The following is a 19,901-nucleotide window of genomic DNA, read 5'->3' as shown; positions in this document are numbered from 1 at the left end:
CTTGGTTCTGATGATTTTTGGCTTTGGGCTGTTGGAATATAGCGATCATATTCCTGCAGGTATTTTGACCGGTTTGAAAGTTGTAACCCTTGCTGTTGTCACACAAGCGGTGGTTGGTATGTGGCGAAGCTTATGCCCCGATATATCTCGTACTATATTGGCTTTGGTTGGCGCCATATTTCTCATATATATGCCATCCCCGTTGCATCAGATTTTAGTGCTGATTATTGGAGGTGGCATAGGGTATCTATTCTTTAAACCTGCTGCTATTCATCCCCATCCAAATTATCTTAAAACCAGTATTTCATTTGGATTAGCGAATATTTTGGCGGTTACTTTTTTTGTTTTACTGATTGGGTTACCAATTATGCTCACTGTTTATGACAATGAACTCTTGAAGATTATTGAGAGTTTTTATCGTGCAGGTTCCCTTGTTTTTGGCGGCGGCCATGTGGTTTTACCTTTGTTGGAAAATAGTGTGGTGGAACAAGGTTGGGTAGGAAAAGAAAGCTTTATGGCGGGATATGGAGCTGCTCAAGCTGTACCTGGGCCATTGTTTACTTTTGCGGCTTATTTGGGAACGGTATTAGGGGGGAGCTATAATGGTGTCACAGGGGCGGTTATTTGCTTGCTGGTCATCTTTTTGCCATCATTTTTATTAGTGCCTGCACTCTTACCATATTGGGCCAAGGTAAACCCTTATCTATCTGTACAAAAAATGTTGATGGGTGTGAATGCTGCCGTTGTAGGTATCATAGCAGCCGCACTGATTGATCCAATCCTGATTTCTGTTCCTTTAGAGATACCAACTATTACACTTGCTGTTTTAGCTGTTGTTGCCTTGATGGTAATGAAATTACCGCCTTGGTTGGTTGTCTTTGGCGTGACACTAGCAGGATGGGGATTAGAGAAACTATTTTAATAATAAAAAAGCCGACCTGAATTGAGGTCGGCTTGTGTTTGAGACGGTTTGTGCCAGTTTAATGTTTAAAGTGGCGCATACCTGTATAAACCATCGCAATACCTGCCTCATCAGCAGCTTTGATTACTTCTTCATCGCGCATGGAACCGCCGGGATGAATTGCCGCTGTCGCACCTGCGGCAACGGCGGCGATTAAGCCATCAGCAAATGGGAAGAAAGCGTCAGAAGCCACAACAGAATTTTCCGTACCTTTATGTTCCGCAGATTTGCTTGCTGCAATTTTTGAGGAATCAATACGGCTCATTTGGCCTGCACCAATACCAACTGTTGATTGATCACGGGTGTAGACAATTGCATTAGATTTCACATGTTTTGCGACTTTCCAAGCAAATAGCATATCTTCCCATTCTTTCTCTGTCGGCTCACGTTTTGTTACAACCTTACAGTCATCACGAGTAATCACACCATTGTCACGGGATTGTGCCAACAAACCGCCAGATAAGGTGCGCCATGTAACCGACTTGTCAACTGGGTCTGGCATACCACCTGTAACTAAGACGCGCACGTTTTTCTTGTCCGCCAATACTTCTTTAGCATCATCTGTGATAGCAGGCGCAATAACAACTTCAAGGAAAAGCTCGGTTAATTCTTTTGCTAAATCAGCATCTAACTCTCTGTTTACAGCGACAATACCGCCGAAGGCTGAAGTTGGATCACAATCTAAAGCAGGTTTCCAAGCATCAATCAAACTATTAGCTTGAGCCACACCGCATGGATTTGCATGTTTCACAATAACAACAGCCGGTTTATCAAATTCAGAGACCAGCTCAAATGCCGCATCCGCATCATTTAAATTGTTAAAGCTTAATTCTTTACCTTGAAGTTGTTCAGCGGTTGTTACGCCTTTGCGCTCAGGACTTGTGCGATAAAGGGCTGCTTCCTGATGTGGGTTCTCACCATAACGTAATATTTGTTGTCGACGCCCTGGAACCGTAACCCGTTTTGGCCAAGCCTCACCTTGCTCACCAGCAAGCCAGTTGGTGATAGCGGAATCATAAGAAGATGTGCGTGCATAAGCTTCACGGGCTAAAAAACTACGAAGCTCAATTGTTGTTGCGCCGTTATTCTCATCCATGTCTTTAAGAACGGAGGCATATTCGGCTGGATCAGTGACAATAGTTACATCTTTATGGTTCTTCGCAGCAGCGCGAATCATTGCAGGGCCGCCAATATCAATGTTTTCAATGCAGGTATCATAATCGGCACCCGATGCAACTGTCTCTACAAAGGGGTATAAGTTCACAACGACTAGGTCAATTGGTGCGATGCCATGACTTTCCATCGCGACGCGATGTTTTTGATTTTCACGAACAGCCAAGATGCCACCGTGGATTGTCGGATGTAAAGTTTTTACGCGGCCGTCCATAATTTCCGGGAAGCCTGTATGGTCCGAAACATCTGTTACTGCAATACCTGCATCTCGTAACATTTTGGCTGAACCGCCTGTGGAAAGGATTCGAACTTTGTGTTTAGCAAGTCCTTGTGCGAATTCAACAAGGCCCTCTTTGTCAGATACAGAGATCAGGGCGCGTGTGATTTGAGTTTCCTCAGACATTGGGATCAGCTCCTAGGTTTTGTCATGGAATTAAGCCGAGTTGATTAGTTTGGTTTCCGGCTCATCGCTGTTAAGCGTATTTTGGTCTCCGGTATATTCGGGAATCAATTTTTGTAAACGAGTCAATGTTTCTTTGCGATCACGTGATTGAGCGGCTTTCAAAATTGCATCTAGCTCTCCTAAGAGCTCGTTATATTCATAACTACGGGGGGCTGCAAGTAAGATACCATCAGCAGAAGTTGGCATTTGTGACTCATCGTCATGTAAGACTTCTTCATACAGTTTTTCGCCGGGACGTAGGCCCGTATATTTGATCTCGATGTCAATATCCGGGCGTTTACCCGCGAGAATGATTATTTGACGTGCAAGATCAGCAATTTTAACGGCTTGTCCCATCTCAAGGACATAAATCTTTCCAGCTGCTTCTGCATCTTTGACACCAAGCACAGATGCTTGCAGAACTAATTCAACTGCTTCGCGAATTGTCATGAAGAAACGATTCACTTCAGGATGAGTGACTGTGAGTGGACCACCTTCAGTAAGTTGTTTCTGGAAAAGCGGCACAACAGAGCCATTTGAACCTAAAACATTGCCAAAGCGTACTACTACAAATTTGGTACTGTCCTCAGCGCGTGAGATCGGATCAAGAGATTGAATATAACATTCCGCGAGACGTTTTGTAGCTCCCATCACATTGGTTGGGTTAACTGCTTTGTCAGTCGAAATTTGCACCATACATAATACACCTGCTTTTCTACAGGCATCAGCAATAAGACGGCTTCCTCCTAAATTGGTGAGGATACCTTCCATTGGGTTTTCTTCGATCATTGGAACATGTTTCAACGCTGCGGCATGGAAAACAAGTTCGGGTTTTAGGCGAGAAAAGATATCATTGATACGATCCTCTTCACGAATATTAGCCAAGACTGTATGGCGGGGCATATCAGGATGCGAAGCAGCAACTTCATGATCAATGAGATATAGAAGATATTCCGATGCATCTAACAAGGTGATTTCAGCAGGGCCTTGCGCTGTAATTTGTCGAACCAGTTCTGAGCCAATTGAACCTCCGGCGCCAGTAACTAGAACACGTTTACCATGCACCAAATCTTTCATCGCAGGACGGTCAAGTGAAGCCTGTGGACGACCAAGTAAATCTTCAATTGCGATCGGGCGGATATTTTCTGTTACATGATCTTCTGTACCTTCTTTCAATTCAGAAAGACGGGACGAACGTGAAACTGTTAATCCGAGATCTTGTGCGACTTCCACCAACTTCCGCAAAGATTCAGAATTTGGATCTTCTTTCGTAATGATGATTTTACTGGGTCGAATTTGTAGAGACCTGATCAGGTCTTGATTCAAATCTTCGAGTGTACCGATAATTGGTGTGTTTTGAATATGTAAACCAACACGACGTCGGTCAAAAGACAGTAAGCCAACGGCATTGTAGATCGGTGCCTCAGCGTTACGTAATTCCCGAAGGAATAGGTCTGTTTCTGGGCCTGTGCCAACTAATAAAACTGCAATTCTATTCGGCGCACTTGCTTTTAATAAATTACCTGTTTTTCTGTCTCTCAGGATACGATAAGCCGCACGTGATCCGCTCAAAACGATGAGTAATAATAGCCAGCTAATGACTGGGAAAGAGCGAGGTAGCCATTCCAGGCGGGATACGAAGAACATAATCAGCAAGAAAATCAGGGAAACAATACTGACAGCTTTCCCTACGGTGATCATATCTTCTAACGATGCAAATCTCCAAATACCCTTATACATGCCAAAACTGGCATAAGCGGGCACGGCAATTAACATCATAATAACAGATGCGAAGAGAATTTCTTCTTGTGCAATTGACATGATGCTATCCCCCATGCGCAGTGCGAGGGCAGCAGGTACGGATAAGCCTGTCATAGCTATATCATGCAAGAACGCTAATCTGGCGCGATTTGAAAGGATCAATTGCTTCATAGGAGATGTTTTACTTGCCCTGACTTATTGGCGCAAGCCGCAATAACTGAAACTGGTAATGTGTCATTTTTTTCGCATCCATAGTAGCAAACTTGCCACAACAATAGCTGCAAAAATAAATGAATGTAATGGTTCAAATATCGCATAGTAAGCTGCGCCTACCAAAAGTATATTCACACAAGCGATAGCCAATGAAACCTTTGCATGGCTGAACCCTTTTTGAGTCGCTTGTTGATAAAAATGTTGCTTATGTGCATGCCAAATTTTTTCTTTTTTTAACAATCGTTTCGTAAGGGTTAAACCTGCATCACATAAATAGTATGCTGGAAGAATCAATGCAGAAACCCAATATCCTTTAGCAGCTAGATGTAAAAGTAATGCCCCTAATAAATAGCCAAGAGGAATACTGCCTACATCTCCGAGGAAAATTTTAGCAGGGTGCCAGTTTACCATCAAGAAACCTAAGGCAATGGCCGCAATATAAATGCTGACAATATAGATTTCTGACAAAACGCCTAACTGACTGGCAATTAAAAACAACCCTAAGCTAATCGCAATTGTTTCAACGCCACTAATGCCATCGATTCCGTCCATGAAATTGTAAAAGTTGACAAAACCGGCCCAGAAAAAACTAAAGATAACCCATTCGGCCCAAATTGGTAATAATCCCTGAGTAACGCTACCTGTTTCTGCAATCCAGTAATATCCAATAAATACGGCTATTAGCTGCAGTAACAGGCGCCTTCCTGCCGATAAATCAATGAGATCATCTAGCCAAGAAATAATTGCCAAGCCTAAACTGGCTATTGCCGGAACGAAAGCAAGCCAGTTTTGACTTTCATATGCGAACCAGCACCAAGTTAAAAGGGTCATGCCTGTCACAACAATCCCACCCCCACGCGGTGTAGGAACGGTATGGCTCGATCGTTCATTTGGATGATCCATTATGGCTTTATGGACCAAGTATCTACGGATAAGTATTGTTGCAATCCAAGAGATCAAAAAACAAAGAATTATCGATGAGAAAAAGGAATAAGACATCAATCACCTTCAACTTGGAAGGCCCATTTTACAATGGTCTTATCTGATTTTAAGACATTGGATAGCACAATTTGTTTGCTATTGCGTTGTAAGCCAAGATCGCAAAAATAACTACCTTCGATATTTAATTCTGCCCCATCTGTACGCATGCGCCAACCTTGACCAGTTGGTAATTTCAATAAGGCTGCAGTTTTATTTTGCAACAAAGATACTTGTATACTTGGATGTAAATGAAATCGAATTTTGAAGTTTTGAGGTGCTGATTGTTGGGATGTCGAGAATTCATCATGTCCCCGAATATCATTACCATTTGCGTATATGAAAATTTGACGATTATGATGATATCCAAAATTCTTTTCATATCCAGTATGGGATACGGAAAGAAAGCTACCTTCTTCTGTGTTCTGAAAGTCATAAGAGACTGATGGAAGCCGTCTTCCTATACCATGTGAGTTCAACTCGGTCTGATTCGTATCGGCAATGATTGCTGTCGAGTGAGCAGAGCTGCTACGTTGAGCAAGAGACCAATTTTTATCAGTTGTTGAGACATCGCCACAGTTAATGATGAAAGGTGTCTGATCTACATATAATTCAAAAGAAGCTATAGATGCGTGATAGTTAGATTGCGCTTCTTTCTTTATCGGAGGCAACCCGTAATCCAATATCAGTTCAGTCTGTCCCGCATTCGCTTTTCCATACCCACTATGAGGTGCAGATAATGCAGCCGCACCGTCGAAGCCGCAACGTTTAAGGATTTTATCAAGTTTAAAGCCAGGTTTGTTTTCAGCACCCTGAAAATGCGGGAGACGCCCATCGCTAAATTTCAAATACAAAAGAAAGGAAGCTGTGCGATCTAATGCTTGTTGTATGAAGCCGGGAAGTGGATGTTGACTATTTTCATATGCTGAACGCAGATCAGAAAGATGCTCAAGCAAGAGAGCGGCATGTTCTGGATTTCGATCTATAATGCCACCATCTGGAAGCTGATGATAGTCAATGAAGGTTGAAAGTTTGGTTTCTAGAGAAGAGAGATGTTTATCATCAAGACATTCTGTCAGACATGCAAGAATAAGAGCTTTGAATGTATATATTTCTTTAAAATTTAGATCTGATTTTGCAGATAAATTTGCAAGGTGAAAAAGCTGCTGGGCAAAACTGGTTTTAATTTCTTCTAACTCTTCGTCATTGGTTCTTCCCAATGAAAGTAGGGGGTGCCAAGCATAGATGAAATGACATACTCTTTGAGCAAGATTATATTTATTCCAGATTTCAGGTGCTAGCTTTCTCTTGTCTTTTAAATCGGCAAATTCTTTCACCCATTGAAAGAGAAGGGCCGTAGATTTATCCTGTGCCTCTGGCGTGGCGATAGCAGCGAGATCATTCATCCATTGCCAATTATGCCATTTGTCAGGATTGGCATCGCCAGAGAGAAAGTTATCTGTAAAGCCACCGGCGATAATTTTTACACCATTTTGGCGATCACCCATTCGGCCATGTGTCGGTGAAAAAGTAGGATATGCAGCTTCAGTCTTGCGCAATAGATAGCCATATATACCGCCGATTTTATAAACACGATATAAGAGATAGCCAAAATTAGGAGGAACTGGAAGTTGAACTGTCACTTTGCAGCCTTTCTTTTTCCTTCAATATATACCCTTTAAGCGAGCAATATTGTCGGCATAAGCATCCGATCCACCTTTAAAAGTAGCTGAACCTGCAACAAGAACTGTTGCACCTGCATCGATCGCTAATGGTGCGGTTTCGAAATTAATACCACCATCGACTTCTAATTCAATTTCACGACCGGATTTATTAATCTTGTCGCGCAAATCTGCAATTTTACGCAATTGGCTATCAAGGAAAGATTGTCCACCAAAGCCCGGATTTACGGACATCACTAAAATTAAATCTATCATATCCATGAGGTAATCAACCGTATCAGGATGTGTTCCGGGATTGAGAACGACACCAGCCTTTTTGCCCATTGATTTAATATGCTGAACTGTTCTATGGCAATGCGGTCCTGCTTCAGGATGGATTGTTAAAATATCCGCACCTGCACTGGCAAAATCATCTAAATAGCAATCAACGGGTGAAATCATTAAATGTACATCAAAAGGTTTTTTAGTTGTTTTACGAACTGCTTTTACAACTGGTGCACCAAAAGTGATATTGGGTACGAAATGCCCATCCATGATATCGACATGGATGTAATCAGCCCCAGCCTTATCGATAGCAGCAATTTCTTCACCTAATTTTGAGAAGTCGGCAGAAAGAATGCTTGGGGCGATTTTTACGTTTTTTGAGTTGGACATTTCTTAGATCCTATATGTCTAATATTTATTCTAAATTTAAGCTGCGTCCCCATGCAGGGCAAGAGGTCTTCTTATTTTAATTTAATAGCCGATATAGCGATAACCAACCAACCAGATGCGAGAGTTATTCCGCCAATTGGCGTTAGAAAACCTAGATTGGTAAAGCTAAAAGCTGCCATAATTGAAAGACTGCCAGAAAAAAGAAGGATGCCAACAAGCCATAGATATCCTGATATCTTTAATAAGCGGCCCAACTGAATATTGGATCTATGCGTCACAAGGAAAGTGAGGCCAAGGATAAGTAACGCTAAAATGTGAAGGGATTGGTATCGTATGGCTATCTCCGCCCATTCCTGTTCTTGACCAGATAAACCGTGACTTGACCATGCGCCAAATAATATTGCTTCGCATCCAAAAAGGCCTGCGAAAATCAAAAAAGCTTTTGCATGGAATAGGGCTGATGATTGCATCTAGATACTTTCAAAAGAAAACGCCTCAATTTGTGAGGCGTTTAAAACAGGAATCGGTGAGGGTCAAATCATTTAAGCGAATTGATCAACGATTTGTCCGAGTACACGTTGTCCAAGAGGTTGTGTTGCTTGATCCAGATTACCATTCACTTCTGTCGTATCATTTTCATTGGCGGCAACCTGATTTGTCTCATTCTCATTTACAACGGTTTCAGCATTAATTGCTTGTTGCTCACTTTGGAAATTGACAACAGTTGCATCATTTTCCGCAATTTGATCAGCAATCGCATTTTGACTATTTTCTGTTGCATCAGCTTCAATGCCAGAGGCAAGTTGTGTTGCACTATCTTCACTACTCTCATCGAAAGCAGCAGTGTCACTAGCAGATTGGTCTGTATCTGCAATAATCGCGTTAACTTCTGCTACGAATTCAGCGGATTCAGCCGCTTCAACTTCTTCTTGTTGTAAGGAATCTTCTTCTGTGTCTGCAGCCACGAATGCACGACTTGCTTCATCAGCGTCATTTGCATCTCTTTCGGCATTAACTGCACGTGTATCGTCTACAACTTCACTGGTAAATGCATTCAGACGATCTTGTTCATTCTCAATTTCACGGCCTTGGGCCAAAATCTCACGTGCGCGTTCACTTAACTCAACACGATCTTCTGTATCTTCCGGTTGGAAACCGCGCGGACGTTCTTGGTTATCGCCAGGAACGGAACGCTCAATGGAAAAACGATTTAACGGATCAGGGGCTGTAACACCACTGGTTGCACCATTAGCTTCATTCTGTGCAGCTTCACGTGCAGCAACGCGGGCTTCTTCGCGAAGTTCCTCACGTAACTGTTCTAAAAGACTACGATCATCTTCTTCCTGATTACGAATGCCAGCCGCTGCAGTTGCAGGGTTAAAAGCATTACTTACACCGGAAATATCAGCCATTTTCTTTCCAATCTCTGTAACCAAATGAACGAAATATTCATGTGGATATACAACTCTACAATAAATATAGAGGAAAAAGAGTCAAAAATCAAGGATTCCTGCGGTTTAAGTGAAGTGGACTTTGCGATGAATAGCTAGATTGAAAAAGAGTCTTATGAATCAATTATCTATCGTGGAAAGAATTTTAAGTTAGAATTTCGGAGCCCGAAATAAATGTCCTTTCGCAAATGCCATCAAGGTCTTAACCGTTACTAATGTTGTAATAGCTGTGGTTAATACCAAGAAGATAATTGCTAAAATACCTACAAACCATTCTCCGCTGGATTCATAAAAGTAAAATAGTGCACTGGTTAAAGCAGACATCGGGAAGGTATATCCCCACCATGGCAAGCCAAAAGGAATGCCCATTTGTTTGCGCCAACCTGCAGCCACGTAGAAAAATGTAAACAAAGCCATCCCCGTTAACATGCGGGCTGTATTATCCATATAACCACCATCCATACGTGTTAAGGCCAAGGCAACAACGGCAGGAGGCGCAATCATGACGAACATGGAGGGGCGTAAGGGAGGCGACATGAATGCATGAAAGAATAGGCGGTTTAAAACAACAGGTAAAATGGCAAGCCACCCAAATGCGCCGGCCCCTAACATCATCCAGCAAAGTAGATCATGCCCCATATCTGCCCCGGTCATCGGGCCAATAATCAATCCAACGGCAGGGATAAAGATGGCAGGGGTGATTTGGTCAGACTTATGCTCACATTTAATCCAGCTATTCATTACAACAATAGCCATAAAGATAGAAAATAGTGCAGCAATCAACCAAAGAATACTAGCGAAGTTAGGAAGATAGGATTGTATGCCATAGGCAATCAACATGACGCCCAAGCCTGCAGCAGATAAAAAGTTACCGCGTACAGGATGGCTGATATCGGCTGGAATATGATTCCAGTGTCGTATTGCTTTCGTGATGTAAAGCGCTGAAACAGCAATTGTATATCCAATCCCAAATCCCATTAGAATTTTGAAAATAATCATAGGGAGACCAAAGCTTTCAGCCGCTAATCGCCAAGCTAAAGCAAGACCGCAGATGCCAAGTGAGCCTGCAAACATTGCCACAGGGAAATGTTTGATAGACCGTACATCTTCTGTTTCAGGTTCAACAGCGGAATTTTGATCTGTGGTTTTTGTCGCGTCTGTCACGATGAAGCCTTCCCAAGTATTCGTAAGTAAAAGATCAAAAGAAATATCAGATGATTATTGCATAATTTTTTTATTTGTACAGAATTCAAAAGAATTCATATGTAAAATTTATTTGGAAAGCGAACATTTTGACAGAAATCACAAAAGGGAACAGCTATACAGATTACCAATTGGCGCAAATCTATGATCCTATTAACGAAGCTGATCATGATATTCAGTATTATGTTAAATTAGCCACTGAAATTTCAGCACAAAGTGATAGAAAATTACATGTTTTGGATGTAGGGTGTGGTACCGGTTGGTTGGCGGTGGAACTGGCAAAGTTAGGTCATAAAGTGGAAGGAATTGAACCTGCTTTTGGCATGTTGAAAGTTGCGAATAATCGACCCGATAGTGATTTGGTAAACTGGCATCAAGAAACAGGGAGTTCCTTTAATCTGCCCAATCAGTTTGATCTAATTGTGATGACAGGGCATGTGTTTCAAGTATTTCTGACAGATGATGAGATTTTTTCCGTCTTCGATAATCTGTATGCACATCTCAAGAGTGGCGGGATGCTGGCTTTTGAAAATAGAAATATTGAATATAGAAGTTGGGATAGATGGACACCGGATGAAACCCGTGAAACTGTTTCAGTGCCAGATGTGGGCGATGTAACTTACTGGCATGATATTATTGAGGAAAAAGGTGAATTGATCACATTTGCCACTTATTTCAAATTTCCGGATGGTAGAGAATATCGTGATGACAACAATTTACGCTTTTTACCCCAGCAAAAGATGAAACAGATGCTAGAGGATACAGGGTTTAGGGGTTTGGAATGGTATGGGGACTGGGATCAACGTCCTTTTGATCCCAGTCAGCGTGAAATAATCGTGCATGCCACTAAATAATAAGACCACCAGCGGCAACGGTCACCTGTCCACTGATAAAATCAGACTCTGGTGCACAATATAGATAAACAGCATTGGCTGCATCTTCAGGACTGCCCGGACGACCAAGTGGGGTCATCTTGGTAATCATATCGATCATTTCAGGTTGCATGCCTGCCTTTAATTCTTTGTCCCCAACCATAACAGTTTCTGCTTCTGAGGAATTTAAGGCTTGTGTCATACGGGTTTGAATGAGGCCAAAAGCAACACAATTCACAGTTACATTATAACGCCCCCATTCTTTACATAATGTACGGGTCATTCCGACAAGCGCGGATTTAGCAGCGCTATAATTAACTTGGCCGGCAATACCATAAAGCCCTGAGATAGATGAAATATTTACGATTTTTCTGCATCTTGCGACACCATCTTTCTCAATTTCAGCTTTTGCCACATCGCGGATAAAATTGGAGGCTTCACGCAAGATACGAAACGGCGCACCCACATGCACATCCATGACTGCGTCAAATTGATCATCAGACATTTTATGGATGACATTATCCCATGTGTAACCGGCGTTATTTACGATGATATCCAGACCGCCCAATTCATTGATGGCGGTATCGACAAATTTCTTTGGAAATGCTTTATCGGTTACATCGCCAATAGATGAGACAGCATTTGATCCCATCTTTTTAATTAATGAAATGGTTTCTTCTGCAGGTTCTTTATCTAAGTCGTTGACGACAATTGACGCGCCTTCTGACGCGAGTTTGAGGGCGATTTCGCGCCCAATACCACGACCAGATCCGCTGACAAGGGCGACTTTACCTTCAAGTTTTTTCATCATATACCTGCTTCTTTAAGATAGTTTTCTTTGATTTCCCGCTTTAGGGTTTTTCCTGCTACATTCCTTGGAAACTCGTTGAGAAGATAAATGTCATGTATGCGCTGGAACTTCGCAGCAACCCTTTCATTGGTCCAATTAATTAATTCCTGTTTATTAAATTCATCGATATTTGAACAAGTGATGGCAGCAATTGGTTTTTCACCCCAACGATCATCTTCGACGCCAAAAACGGAAACATCTGTGACTTTGGGATGTTGGATAATGAGTTCTTCGATATCTTTTGGATAAATATTTACACCACCGGAAATGATCATATCCTTGATCCGATCGACCAGATAAAGATAACCATCTTTATCAACTTTCCCAACGTCGCCTGTATATATCCAACCATCTCGGAAAGTTTCTTTCGTTAATTCCGGGCGCTTGTAGTAACCTGGGGACATGACTGGGCTGCGGCCAACAATCTCACCCGGCTCATCAATATCGCATTCCGATCCATCGGGACGTAGAATCTTCATCTCATAAAAGGGAGGTGGCGTGCCAACTGATCCTGTTTTCTGCATGGATACTGTGCAATCCAATACAGTCGCAAAGCCTTCTGTCAGGCCGTAGAGTTCATAAAATCGATTTGGAAGTACTTCATTTAGTTTCTCTTTGTAATCCATTAGAAGAGGCGCGCCGACCGAAAGTATCATCTCTAAAGATTTCATCTTTTCTGGATCAAAATTGGGATGCGTCAAAATAGCTATAATCTGGGCAGGCACCATTACCACATGTGTGACTTTTTCTTCCTCGATGGTTGATAGCATTGCATCCACATCAAAAGCAGTATGTAGAATGTATCGTGCCCCCAAATACATCCATGGCATCAAATCAATCATAGCACCATTAAAGACGATGGAACCTGTATGTAAAATCACGCTTTCTGGCGATATGCGTAAGCAGCTTGCAAAGCCAGTACAATAGTTTGCCCGCACCTCATGCGTATGGATGATCCCTTTGGGAAGGCCTGTTGTCCCGCTTGAATACATAATATTGAAAATGTCAGATGACGTCAGATTGATATCAGGTAACGCGGCATCAGAACTTTCTGAGATGAAATTGTTCCAAGAATTAAAGCTATTGATATCATCATCACATAATATGCAGTTTGATTGATCTATCTTGTCCAGTTCAGGTAAGATTTGAGATAAGGTTGAGGCAAAACTAGCATCTGCAAAAATCATTTTACTATCTGAATCATTGATCAATGACTTCAAGCCTTCAGCTTGTAGTAATGGGCTCATCGGGACAATAACGGTACCGGTTTCTGCTGCTGCCCAATAAAGCGCCATTAAAGCAAAACCATTGGGAAGGATTGTCGCAAAATGATCTCCCTTTCTTAATCCTGCCCTACATAAGGCATGACCAACCTTGTTCACTTCAAGATGAAATTCTTGAAAGGTATAGTTATTCCCCTCAGTCCATAAGGCCTGATGGTTAGGTCGATATTTCGCATGGCGTGGCAGTAATTGCCCGATATGTTGGATCATAATACCTCCCCGATTATCCCTGTTGTTTTATGCCCGCGCGAGTTTTTTATTTGGATCAACAAATGGCTTTTCCACCACTATTGCTTTGCGCGGTCCCTCAACGGTTTCGATGATAAACTCTGTTCCCAAATCTGTATAGGCGATATCTACCATGGCCATACCAATGTTGGCAGATAGACGAGGGGACCAAACCACGGATGTTAAGGCGCCGATAGAAGTACCATCTTCTGTTTGAGCAGGCCATTTATATTCGTTATAGGCGAGAGGGGGGGCTTCAACATTTAGGCCGACAAGTTTTTGTTTTACGCCTTCAGTTTTGATTTTGGTGAGTGCTTCTTTACCGATGAAGTCATCACCATCTAGATGAACAAGGCGGTCTAAACCAATCTCAAATGGATTGTTGCTTTCATCCATATCGACAGAATAATCTAAAATACCGGCTTCGATGCGACGAATACGATTGGGGACAGATGGAATCATACCAAATGGTTGGCCCGCTTCCATAATTGTATCCCAAACTTTCACACCTTCATTGGTGCCACGCAAGTATACTTCATAACCGCGCTCTGCACTCCATCCAGTGCGGGCAAGAATAACATCATTTCCTGCAATTTGACTTTCCATAAAGTCATAATATTTGAGGTCTTCAGCAGCTTGTCCGAATAAGGATTTTACAACATCTAAAGATTTTGGTCCCTGAATTTGCATGGCGGCCACATCCGGTTCACCGATTTTAACGTTTAAGCCACTATTGACGGCGACACCTTTAGCCCACATTAAAATATCGCTATCTCCGCGAGAGAGCCAAAACTTATCTTCGGCGATACGAAGAAGGACAGGATCATTCAAAATGCCGCCATATTGATCAGTAATAAGAACATATTTGCACTGACCGACTTTGCATTTTGTTAGATCACGTGGGGTCAGCATATTGGTGAATTTTAGGGCGTCGGGACCGGATATTTCGACAATCCGTTGTACCGCGACATCCCATAGAGTGACCCCATTACAGAGGGCATTAAATTCTTTTTCAGCATCCCCATACCCAACGGGTAGATACATTTTATTGTAGACGCTATAAGCCGCGGCGCCATGACGTTCGGTTGCTTCGAAGTAAGGTGATTTACGAATGCGAGGGCTGAGAGAAATTTTTGCCATAGGGCCTATTCCTATCTTTTATGATTAAACTTTCTAAAGCTTTTCTCACAAAAGATAGGATAAGATTCAAACGAGGAATTTACACCCCATGACTACATATTAGTTATGGCTTAGTTGTGAGTGACCAGTCGCTGGCAGAAACTTCTTCCAAGATCCAATCCCTGAAAGCTTCTGCATGGGCATGTGGTGCCCGATCTTGTGTTTCTAGTAGATAGAAGGCTTCGTTGCCATCAATATCGATATCGAAAGGTTTAACCAATCGTCCGGATTCAATCAATGGATGGGCCATGGAGCGACGTCCTAATGCCACACCATATCCAGATGCGGCGACTTCAAACACCAATACAGAAGTATCATATTGCTGGCCACGACCAACTTCTAGTTTGGAATAACCTGCTGCGGTTAACCAATTCGCCCAGCCTTCTTCATATCCAATCACATGAAGCAAGGAGTGGTTTACCAAATCTTCTGGATCACGAATGGCATTCGGACCTTCCAATAGTTTAGGGCTACAAACAGGGAATAGGCTTTCCTTACATAGTAAGTGGACGTTATAACCGCTCCAACGGCCTGTACCGTATTTGACTTCGAAATCTACATGGTCTTCCCAATCCTCAGACCAGACAGAACTTACAATTCGTAATGGAATATCTGGATGGCGTTGATAAAATCGATGAAGGCGAGATGCCAGCCAATAGGTAGAAAAGCCGACTGAAACACGAATGGTCAAAAGTTCTCCGCTTCGACGTCCAAAGACTTCCACAGTACCCGCGGCCAAACGATCAAAAGCTTCACGTACTTTTGGCAAGTAAGCGTTACCAGCCTGCGTTAAGACGAGGCTTCGTGGTTTTCGTTCGAATAGCTGTTCCTTCAAGTGTAACTCAAGGCTTTTTACCTGCTTACTAATGGCGGCTTGTGTAAGACCTAATTCTTCAGCAGCATGGGTGAAACTTAGATGGCGTGCCGCAGCTTCGAAGGCGCGCAACCAATTTAAGGGTGGTAAACGTCTTTGCATTTCTTAAAACTCATACATGTGAACTTGCATAACTTTGTCATAATTTGAGTTATGTATATGGTGAAAAGAAATTTAGAACAAGACGTATATGCGACAAGATTAGCGGTTTTGCGAACTGTTAGAAAAGAAAAGGGCGACTAAAAAGCCGCCCTGAATTTTTACTTTGGTAAGACATCTGTCTCAAGATGACAGGCGATTTCATGACCCGTTTCAATCTTGCGAAGCGGAGGTGTTTTCGTTTCACATACACCTTTAATCGCCTTGGCACATCGGTTTGAGAAAGGACAACCAACCTCACGGAGCTCAACAGAGCCTGCGCTTGCAGCCTTGGCTTCGTCAGTTGTTGCGACCTCTTCCAGCCAACCTTGACGCATCTCTGGCACAGAGTTTAGTAGGAGTTGCGTATAAGGGTGATATGGTGGTTGGAATACCTGTGAAGATAAACCCTTTTCCACCACGCGCCCTGCATATAGAACCACGATGTGATCTGCGAAAGATGCGACAGTTGATAAATCATGACTAATGAACATATAGGACAGCCCTAAACGTTCCTTTAGATCCTGTAATAGGTCAATCACGGAAGCTGCGACAACAGTATCAAGTGCCGATGTTACTTCATCACAAAGAACCAATTTGGGGTTGGCCGCCAAAGAACGGGCTAAATTAACGCGTTGTTTTTGACCACCGGATAATTCCCCTGGAAAACGGCTTGCAAAAGCAGCAGGTAGTTCAACAAGTTCTAAAAGTTCTGCAACACGATCTGCTTTCTCTTTGCCTTTCAGCCCATGATAGAATTGTAAAGGACGTCCCAGCAAATCAGAGATGCGCTGACGCGGATTTAAGGCCGTGTCCGCCATTTGGAAGACAATCTGACAATCACGTAATGTTTCCTTGTCGCGTTTTTCAACGCGTGGATTTGCTTTGTGACCAGTAATGGTGACTTCACCTTCCCATTGTGGGGTGAGGCCAGCAATGACACGAGCCAGCGTGGATTTACCACATCCGGATTCACCGATCACGCCAACTACGGATCCTTCGGGCACGTCAACAGTTACATCGCGTAAAATAGTTTTCTTTGACGGACCAGAGCCATAACCAGCTGTAATGTTGGATGCCGTAAGAATTGGCGCTGGATCATCATCTCCGGTTTTATGGTCTAATTCCAGTTGGTTTGGCGCTGGACGCACTGCGTTCATAAGTGTTTTGGTATATTCATGAGCTGGGTTATGGACGATTTGATCCGTATCCCCCAATTCTTGAACTTCGCCACCATTCAACACCAGAATGCGATCAGCTACCTGTGCGACAACCGCTAAATCATGGGTGACATAAATCGCCGCTGTGTTTTGTTCACGAATGATATCCTTGAAGGCTTTTAGAACTTCAATCTGGGTTGTTACATCCAGCGCAGTTGTCGGTTCATCCAAAATCAAAAGATCGGGACCGCAGGATAGAGCCATAGCCGCCATAAGGCGTTGCAGCTGACCGCCACTCACTTGGTGCGGGTAACGCCCGCCGATACGATCTGCATCTGGAAGATCCAGCTTCTTATATAGATCAACGGCAACTTCGGTTGCTTCTGAAGCTGTTTGTAATCCATGAAAAACAGGGGCTTCAATAACTTGATCACCGATTTTAATAGCTGGGTTAAAAGAAGCCGCCGCAGATTGTGCCACATAAGCCACTTTTTCGCCGCGAAGTTTATGACGCTCTTTAGTGGTCATATCCATCACGTTTTCGCCATTCACTTTGATCGTACCAGCGGAAATGCGACAGCCCGGACGGGCAAAGCCCATGGAAGCTAGGGATATTGTTGATTTTCCTGAGCCGGACTCACCGATCAGTGCAACGACTTCGCCTTTTTTAACGTTAAAGCTAACACCTTTAACGATTGGCTTATATTTACCCCCAGGTGGACGGCCTTCAACCCAGAGATCTTCAATTGATAATACGTCAGTCATTATTCCATTTTCTCCAACACTGTTTCACCTTGCTGACGTTGTTGGAACCAATCCACAATCAAGTTCATGCAAATAGTGAGTGACGCGATACATGCTGCCGGGATCAATGCAGATGAAGATCCCAAGAAGATACCGCCCATATTTTCCTGCACCATCAAGCCCCAGTCAGCTGCTGGTTCTTGAACACCTAAGCCAAGGAAGCTTAGACCACTTAAGAACAGGATGGAGAAAGTGAAGCGTAAACCAAATTCCGCAATCAATGGGGGCATTGCATTTGGAAGAACTTCACGGGTAATGATCCACCAGACCCCTTCACCACGGGCACGGGCAGATTCAACATAATCCATAACAGAAATATCCATGCCGATCGCACGGGATACACGGAAAACGCCGATAGAAAGAACAAGGCCAACCGTCATAATCAATACTGTGATGGAAGTTCCCATCGCACCAATAACAACCAATGCCAACATTGTGGATGGGAAAGCCATAAATGCTTCTACTAAACGACTGATGCAGATGTCGAACCATCCCCGCAAAATTGCTGCAGAGAAACCAAGAACGACACCAACAACAAATGAAATGACTGTTGTAATGAGTGCAAGGAATAAGGTGGTTCTAACTCCGTATAATAGGCGTGTCAGGATATCACGGCCCAGCTTATCCGTGCCCAATATACCTTCGCCGCCGATTGGGCCAAAGCTTTCACCAATGATCTCGGCTTCTCCATAAGGCGCAAGTGCTGGTCCAAAAAATGCTACCAAAATCCAGAAAATTAAAATGATACCTGCGATTGACGCTGTCGGGGTCAGACGCAAGCTTTTCAACCCTTTTGAGGCTGACGGCTTATCTGCTACATCACTCATTTTGGGAACCTCAAACGTGGATTAAAGATAATGGAAAAAATATCTGCGAGTAAGTTCACGACAATGTAAACCGCACCGAATAACATGGCACATGCCTGAATTAATGGAATGTCACGTAACGCAACTCCATCAATCAATAAGCGAGAAAGACCAGGCACAGCAAATATAGTTTCTACGATGATTACGCCACTCACCATATAAGCTAGGTTCAACGCAATAACGGCGAAAATAGGGGAAAGTGCGTTCGGCAATGCATGACGCATAACGATACGACGTTTTGGAATGCCTTTTAAAACCGCCATCTCAATGTAAGGGGATGTAAAGATATTAATCACGGATGCGCGTGTCATGCGTAACATATGAGCCAGAACCGCGAAACCTAAAGTCATGACAGGCAAAGCCATTGCGTGAACAATTCTGCCAAAATCGTAATATGGACGGATATTTGCATTAGCGCCGAGCCATTTTAGCTCAACAGCAAAAATGGTCATTAAACCTAAGCCAATGAAAAATTCAGGTACCGCAATCAAGCTCAATGTGGTCACAGCAAGACTTTTATCTAAAACACCGCCTGCGCGAATAGCGGAAATCAAGCCAAGAATTAAAGCAAGTGGAATTGCAACGCATGCTGTCATGATTGCAAGCCGTGCCGTGTTCCAAATGCGGCCAGACATCATGTCGGCAATTGGGCGATCTGTAGAGAGTGATACACCTAAATCACCCTGTAAAATGCCAAAAAACCAATCGAAATAACGGACAATTGCCGGACGATTAAGGCCAAGTTCCTCACGCAAAGCTTCCAAAGCTGCTGCGTCATTTCGATTTTGCCCTAATATAGCTTCTGCTACGTCGCCGGGAAGGATCTCCGTCGCTGCAAAGATAATGATCGATGCCAATACAAGCGTCAAAAGACCTTGTAAACATCGATTAACGATGAGTTGAAGCAAGATGCTCCTCCTTTTCTTTCCCTGTATCTTATTTTTATTATTCAGTTGCTCTGAAATTAATCAGACAATGTTTGCATATGCTCTCTATATAATTTTGACTGTTTGCGACTATGCAACATTTTTTTTTAGGTTTATAGATTTTTTAGTCGTTATTGATCAACTGTACAACAGTGATCATCAAATTTTCCAATTTAATGATCGCTTCTGCAAATAGAAAAATG

General features: G+C 42.9%; 17 protein-coding genes. 2 read left to right on the top strand and 15 right to left on the bottom strand.

Going from position 1 to position 19,901, the window contains the following annotated elements; genetic code table 11:
- On the top strand, positions 1-922 hold a 922-nt coding region (chrA, locus tag E1160_RS05855; protein ID WP_218048734.1), incomplete at its 5' end, for a chromate efflux transporter.
- Between the two features lie 58 nt (positions 923-980).
- Here chrA and purH read toward each other — a convergent pair.
- The 8 genes from purH to E1160_RS05815 form a co-directional block, all read right to left on the bottom strand.
- Positions 981-2,537: a bifunctional phosphoribosylaminoimidazolecarboxamide formyltransferase/IMP cyclohydrolase gene (purH, locus tag E1160_RS05850; protein WP_155154072.1), complete on the bottom strand. Its 1,557-nt coding sequence runs from the start codon at positions 2,535-2,537 to the stop codon at positions 981-983.
- 30 nt (positions 2,538-2,567) lie between these two features.
- The gene (locus E1160_RS05845) at positions 2,568-4,508 is read right to left on the bottom strand and encodes a polysaccharide biosynthesis protein (RefSeq protein WP_155154071.1); all 1,941 of its coding nucleotides are present in this window, start codon (positions 4,506-4,508) and stop codon (positions 2,568-2,570) included.
- Between the two features lie 63 nt (positions 4,509-4,571).
- On the bottom strand, positions 4,572-5,453 hold the full coding sequence (locus tag E1160_RS05840; protein WP_218048733.1) for an MraY family glycosyltransferase: 882 nt from the start codon (positions 5,451-5,453) through the stop codon (positions 4,572-4,574).
- 95 nt (positions 5,454-5,548) lie between these two features.
- Positions 5,549-7,171 carry a heparinase II/III family protein gene (locus E1160_RS05835; RefSeq protein WP_155154069.1) on the bottom strand — a complete coding sequence of 541 codons (1,623 nt, stop codon included), beginning with the start codon at positions 7,169-7,171 and terminating at the stop codon, positions 5,549-5,551.
- A gap of 21 nt (positions 7,172-7,192) precedes the next feature.
- On the bottom strand, positions 7,193-7,864 hold the full coding sequence (gene rpe / locus E1160_RS05830; protein ID WP_155154068.1) for a ribulose-phosphate 3-epimerase: 672 nt from the start codon (positions 7,862-7,864) through the stop codon (positions 7,193-7,195).
- A gap of 71 nt (positions 7,865-7,935) precedes the next feature.
- Positions 7,936-8,334, bottom strand: a complete 399-nt coding sequence (locus E1160_RS05825; protein ID WP_155154067.1) for a DUF423 domain-containing protein — start codon at positions 8,332-8,334, stop codon at positions 7,936-7,938.
- 72 nt (positions 8,335-8,406) lie between these two features.
- A complete protein-coding gene (locus E1160_RS05820) occupies positions 8,407-9,276 on the bottom strand; it encodes a hypothetical protein (protein WP_155154066.1) in 870 nt (289 codons plus the stop codon).
- A 189-nt stretch (positions 9,277-9,465) separates the two neighbouring features.
- Entirely contained in the window at positions 9,466-10,479 is a 1,014-nt protein-coding gene (locus E1160_RS05815) for an SLAC1 anion channel family protein (protein ID WP_155154065.1), read from the bottom strand.
- Positions 10,480-10,607: 128 nt separating this feature from the next.
- Between E1160_RS05815 and E1160_RS05810 the strand changes: the two genes are divergently transcribed.
- On the top strand, positions 10,608-11,372 hold the full coding sequence (locus E1160_RS05810; protein ID WP_218048732.1) for a class I SAM-dependent methyltransferase: 765 nt from the start codon (positions 10,608-10,610) through the stop codon (positions 11,370-11,372).
- On the opposite strand, the gene E1160_RS05805 is transcribed toward E1160_RS05810, so the two are convergent.
- The 7 genes from E1160_RS05805 to E1160_RS05775 form a co-directional block, all read right to left on the bottom strand.
- Positions 11,365-12,201, bottom strand: a complete 837-nt coding sequence (locus tag E1160_RS05805) for an SDR family NAD(P)-dependent oxidoreductase (RefSeq protein ID WP_235914054.1) — start codon at positions 12,199-12,201, stop codon at positions 11,365-11,367. The genes E1160_RS05810 and E1160_RS05805 overlap by 8 nt on opposite strands.
- Positions 12,198-13,733, bottom strand: a complete 1,536-nt coding sequence (locus E1160_RS05800; RefSeq protein WP_155154063.1) for a class I adenylate-forming enzyme family protein — start codon at positions 13,731-13,733, stop codon at positions 12,198-12,200. Before E1160_RS05800 ends, E1160_RS05805 begins: the two co-directional genes overlap by 4 nt.
- A gap of 27 nt (positions 13,734-13,760) precedes the next feature.
- Entirely contained in the window at positions 13,761-14,891 is a 1,131-nt protein-coding gene (locus E1160_RS05795) for a glycine cleavage T C-terminal barrel domain-containing protein (protein WP_155154062.1), read from the bottom strand.
- A 103-nt stretch (positions 14,892-14,994) separates the two neighbouring features.
- On the bottom strand, positions 14,995-15,906 hold the full coding sequence (gene gcvA, locus E1160_RS05790) for a transcriptional regulator GcvA (protein WP_155154061.1): 912 nt from the start codon (positions 15,904-15,906) through the stop codon (positions 14,995-14,997).
- A gap of 158 nt (positions 15,907-16,064) precedes the next feature.
- Entirely contained in the window at positions 16,065-17,867 is a 1,803-nt protein-coding gene (locus E1160_RS05785; RefSeq protein WP_155154060.1) for an ABC transporter ATP-binding protein, read from the bottom strand.
- Positions 17,867-18,733: an ABC transporter permease gene (locus tag E1160_RS05780; RefSeq protein ID WP_155154059.1), complete on the bottom strand. Its 867-nt coding sequence runs from the start codon at positions 18,731-18,733 to the stop codon at positions 17,867-17,869. Before E1160_RS05780 ends, E1160_RS05785 begins: the two co-directional genes overlap by 1 nt.
- A complete protein-coding gene (locus tag E1160_RS05775; protein ID WP_155154058.1) occupies positions 18,730-19,680 on the bottom strand; it encodes an ABC transporter permease in 951 nt (316 codons plus the stop codon). The genes E1160_RS05780 and E1160_RS05775 overlap by 4 nt, the downstream gene beginning before the upstream one ends.
- Positions 19,681-19,901 lie beyond the last annotated feature (221 nt).

Origin of the sequence: Curvivirga aplysinae, from assembly GCF_009711445.1 — a bacterium.
In the GTDB taxonomy this organism is placed as follows: domain Bacteria; phylum Pseudomonadota; class Alphaproteobacteria; order UBA8366; family Aestuariispiraceae; genus Curvivirga; species Curvivirga aplysinae.
The sequence above is the reverse complement of the archived record's forward strand: the minus strand, read 5'-3'. Positions and strand labels throughout refer to the sequence as shown.

Coding starts and splice junctions, on each gene's coding strand:
- E1160_RS05825 (WP_155154067.1), bottom strand. CDS start 8,334: ATGCAATCATCAGCCCTATTCCATGCAAAAGCTTTTTTGATTTTCGCA.
- gcvA (WP_155154061.1), bottom strand. CDS start 15,906: ATGCAAAGACGTTTACCACCCTTAAATTGGTTGCGCGCCTTCGAAGCT.
- E1160_RS05795 (WP_155154062.1), bottom strand. CDS start 14,891: ATGGCAAAAATTTCTCTCAGCCCTCGCATTCGTAAATCACCTTACTTC.
- E1160_RS05780 (WP_155154059.1), bottom strand. CDS start 18,733: ATGAGTGATGTAGCAGATAAGCCGTCAGCCTCAAAAGGGTTGAAAAGC.
- E1160_RS05800 (WP_155154063.1), bottom strand. CDS start 13,733: ATGATCCAACATATCGGGCAATTACTGCCACGCCATGCGAAATATCGA.
- E1160_RS05845 (WP_155154071.1), bottom strand. CDS start 4,508: ATGAAGCAATTGATCCTTTCAAATCGCGCCAGATTAGCGTTCTTGCAT.
- E1160_RS05840 (WP_218048733.1), bottom strand. CDS start 5,453: ATGGATCATCCAAATGAACGATCGAGCCATACCGTTCCTACACCGCGT.
- E1160_RS05785 (WP_155154060.1), bottom strand. CDS start 17,867: ATGACTGACGTATTATCAATTGAAGATCTCTGGGTTGAAGGCCGTCCA.
- E1160_RS05805 (WP_235914054.1), bottom strand. CDS start 12,201: ATGATGAAAAAACTTGAAGGTAAAGTCGCCCTTGTCAGCGGATCTGGT.
- rpe (WP_155154068.1), bottom strand. CDS start 7,864: ATGTCCAACTCAAAAAACGTAAAAATCGCCCCAAGCATTCTTTCTGCC.
- E1160_RS05820 (WP_155154066.1), bottom strand. CDS start 9,276: ATGGCTGATATTTCCGGTGTAAGTAATGCTTTTAACCCTGCAACTGCA.
- purH (WP_155154072.1), bottom strand. CDS start 2,537: ATGTCTGAGGAAACTCAAATCACACGCGCCCTGATCTCTGTATCTGAC.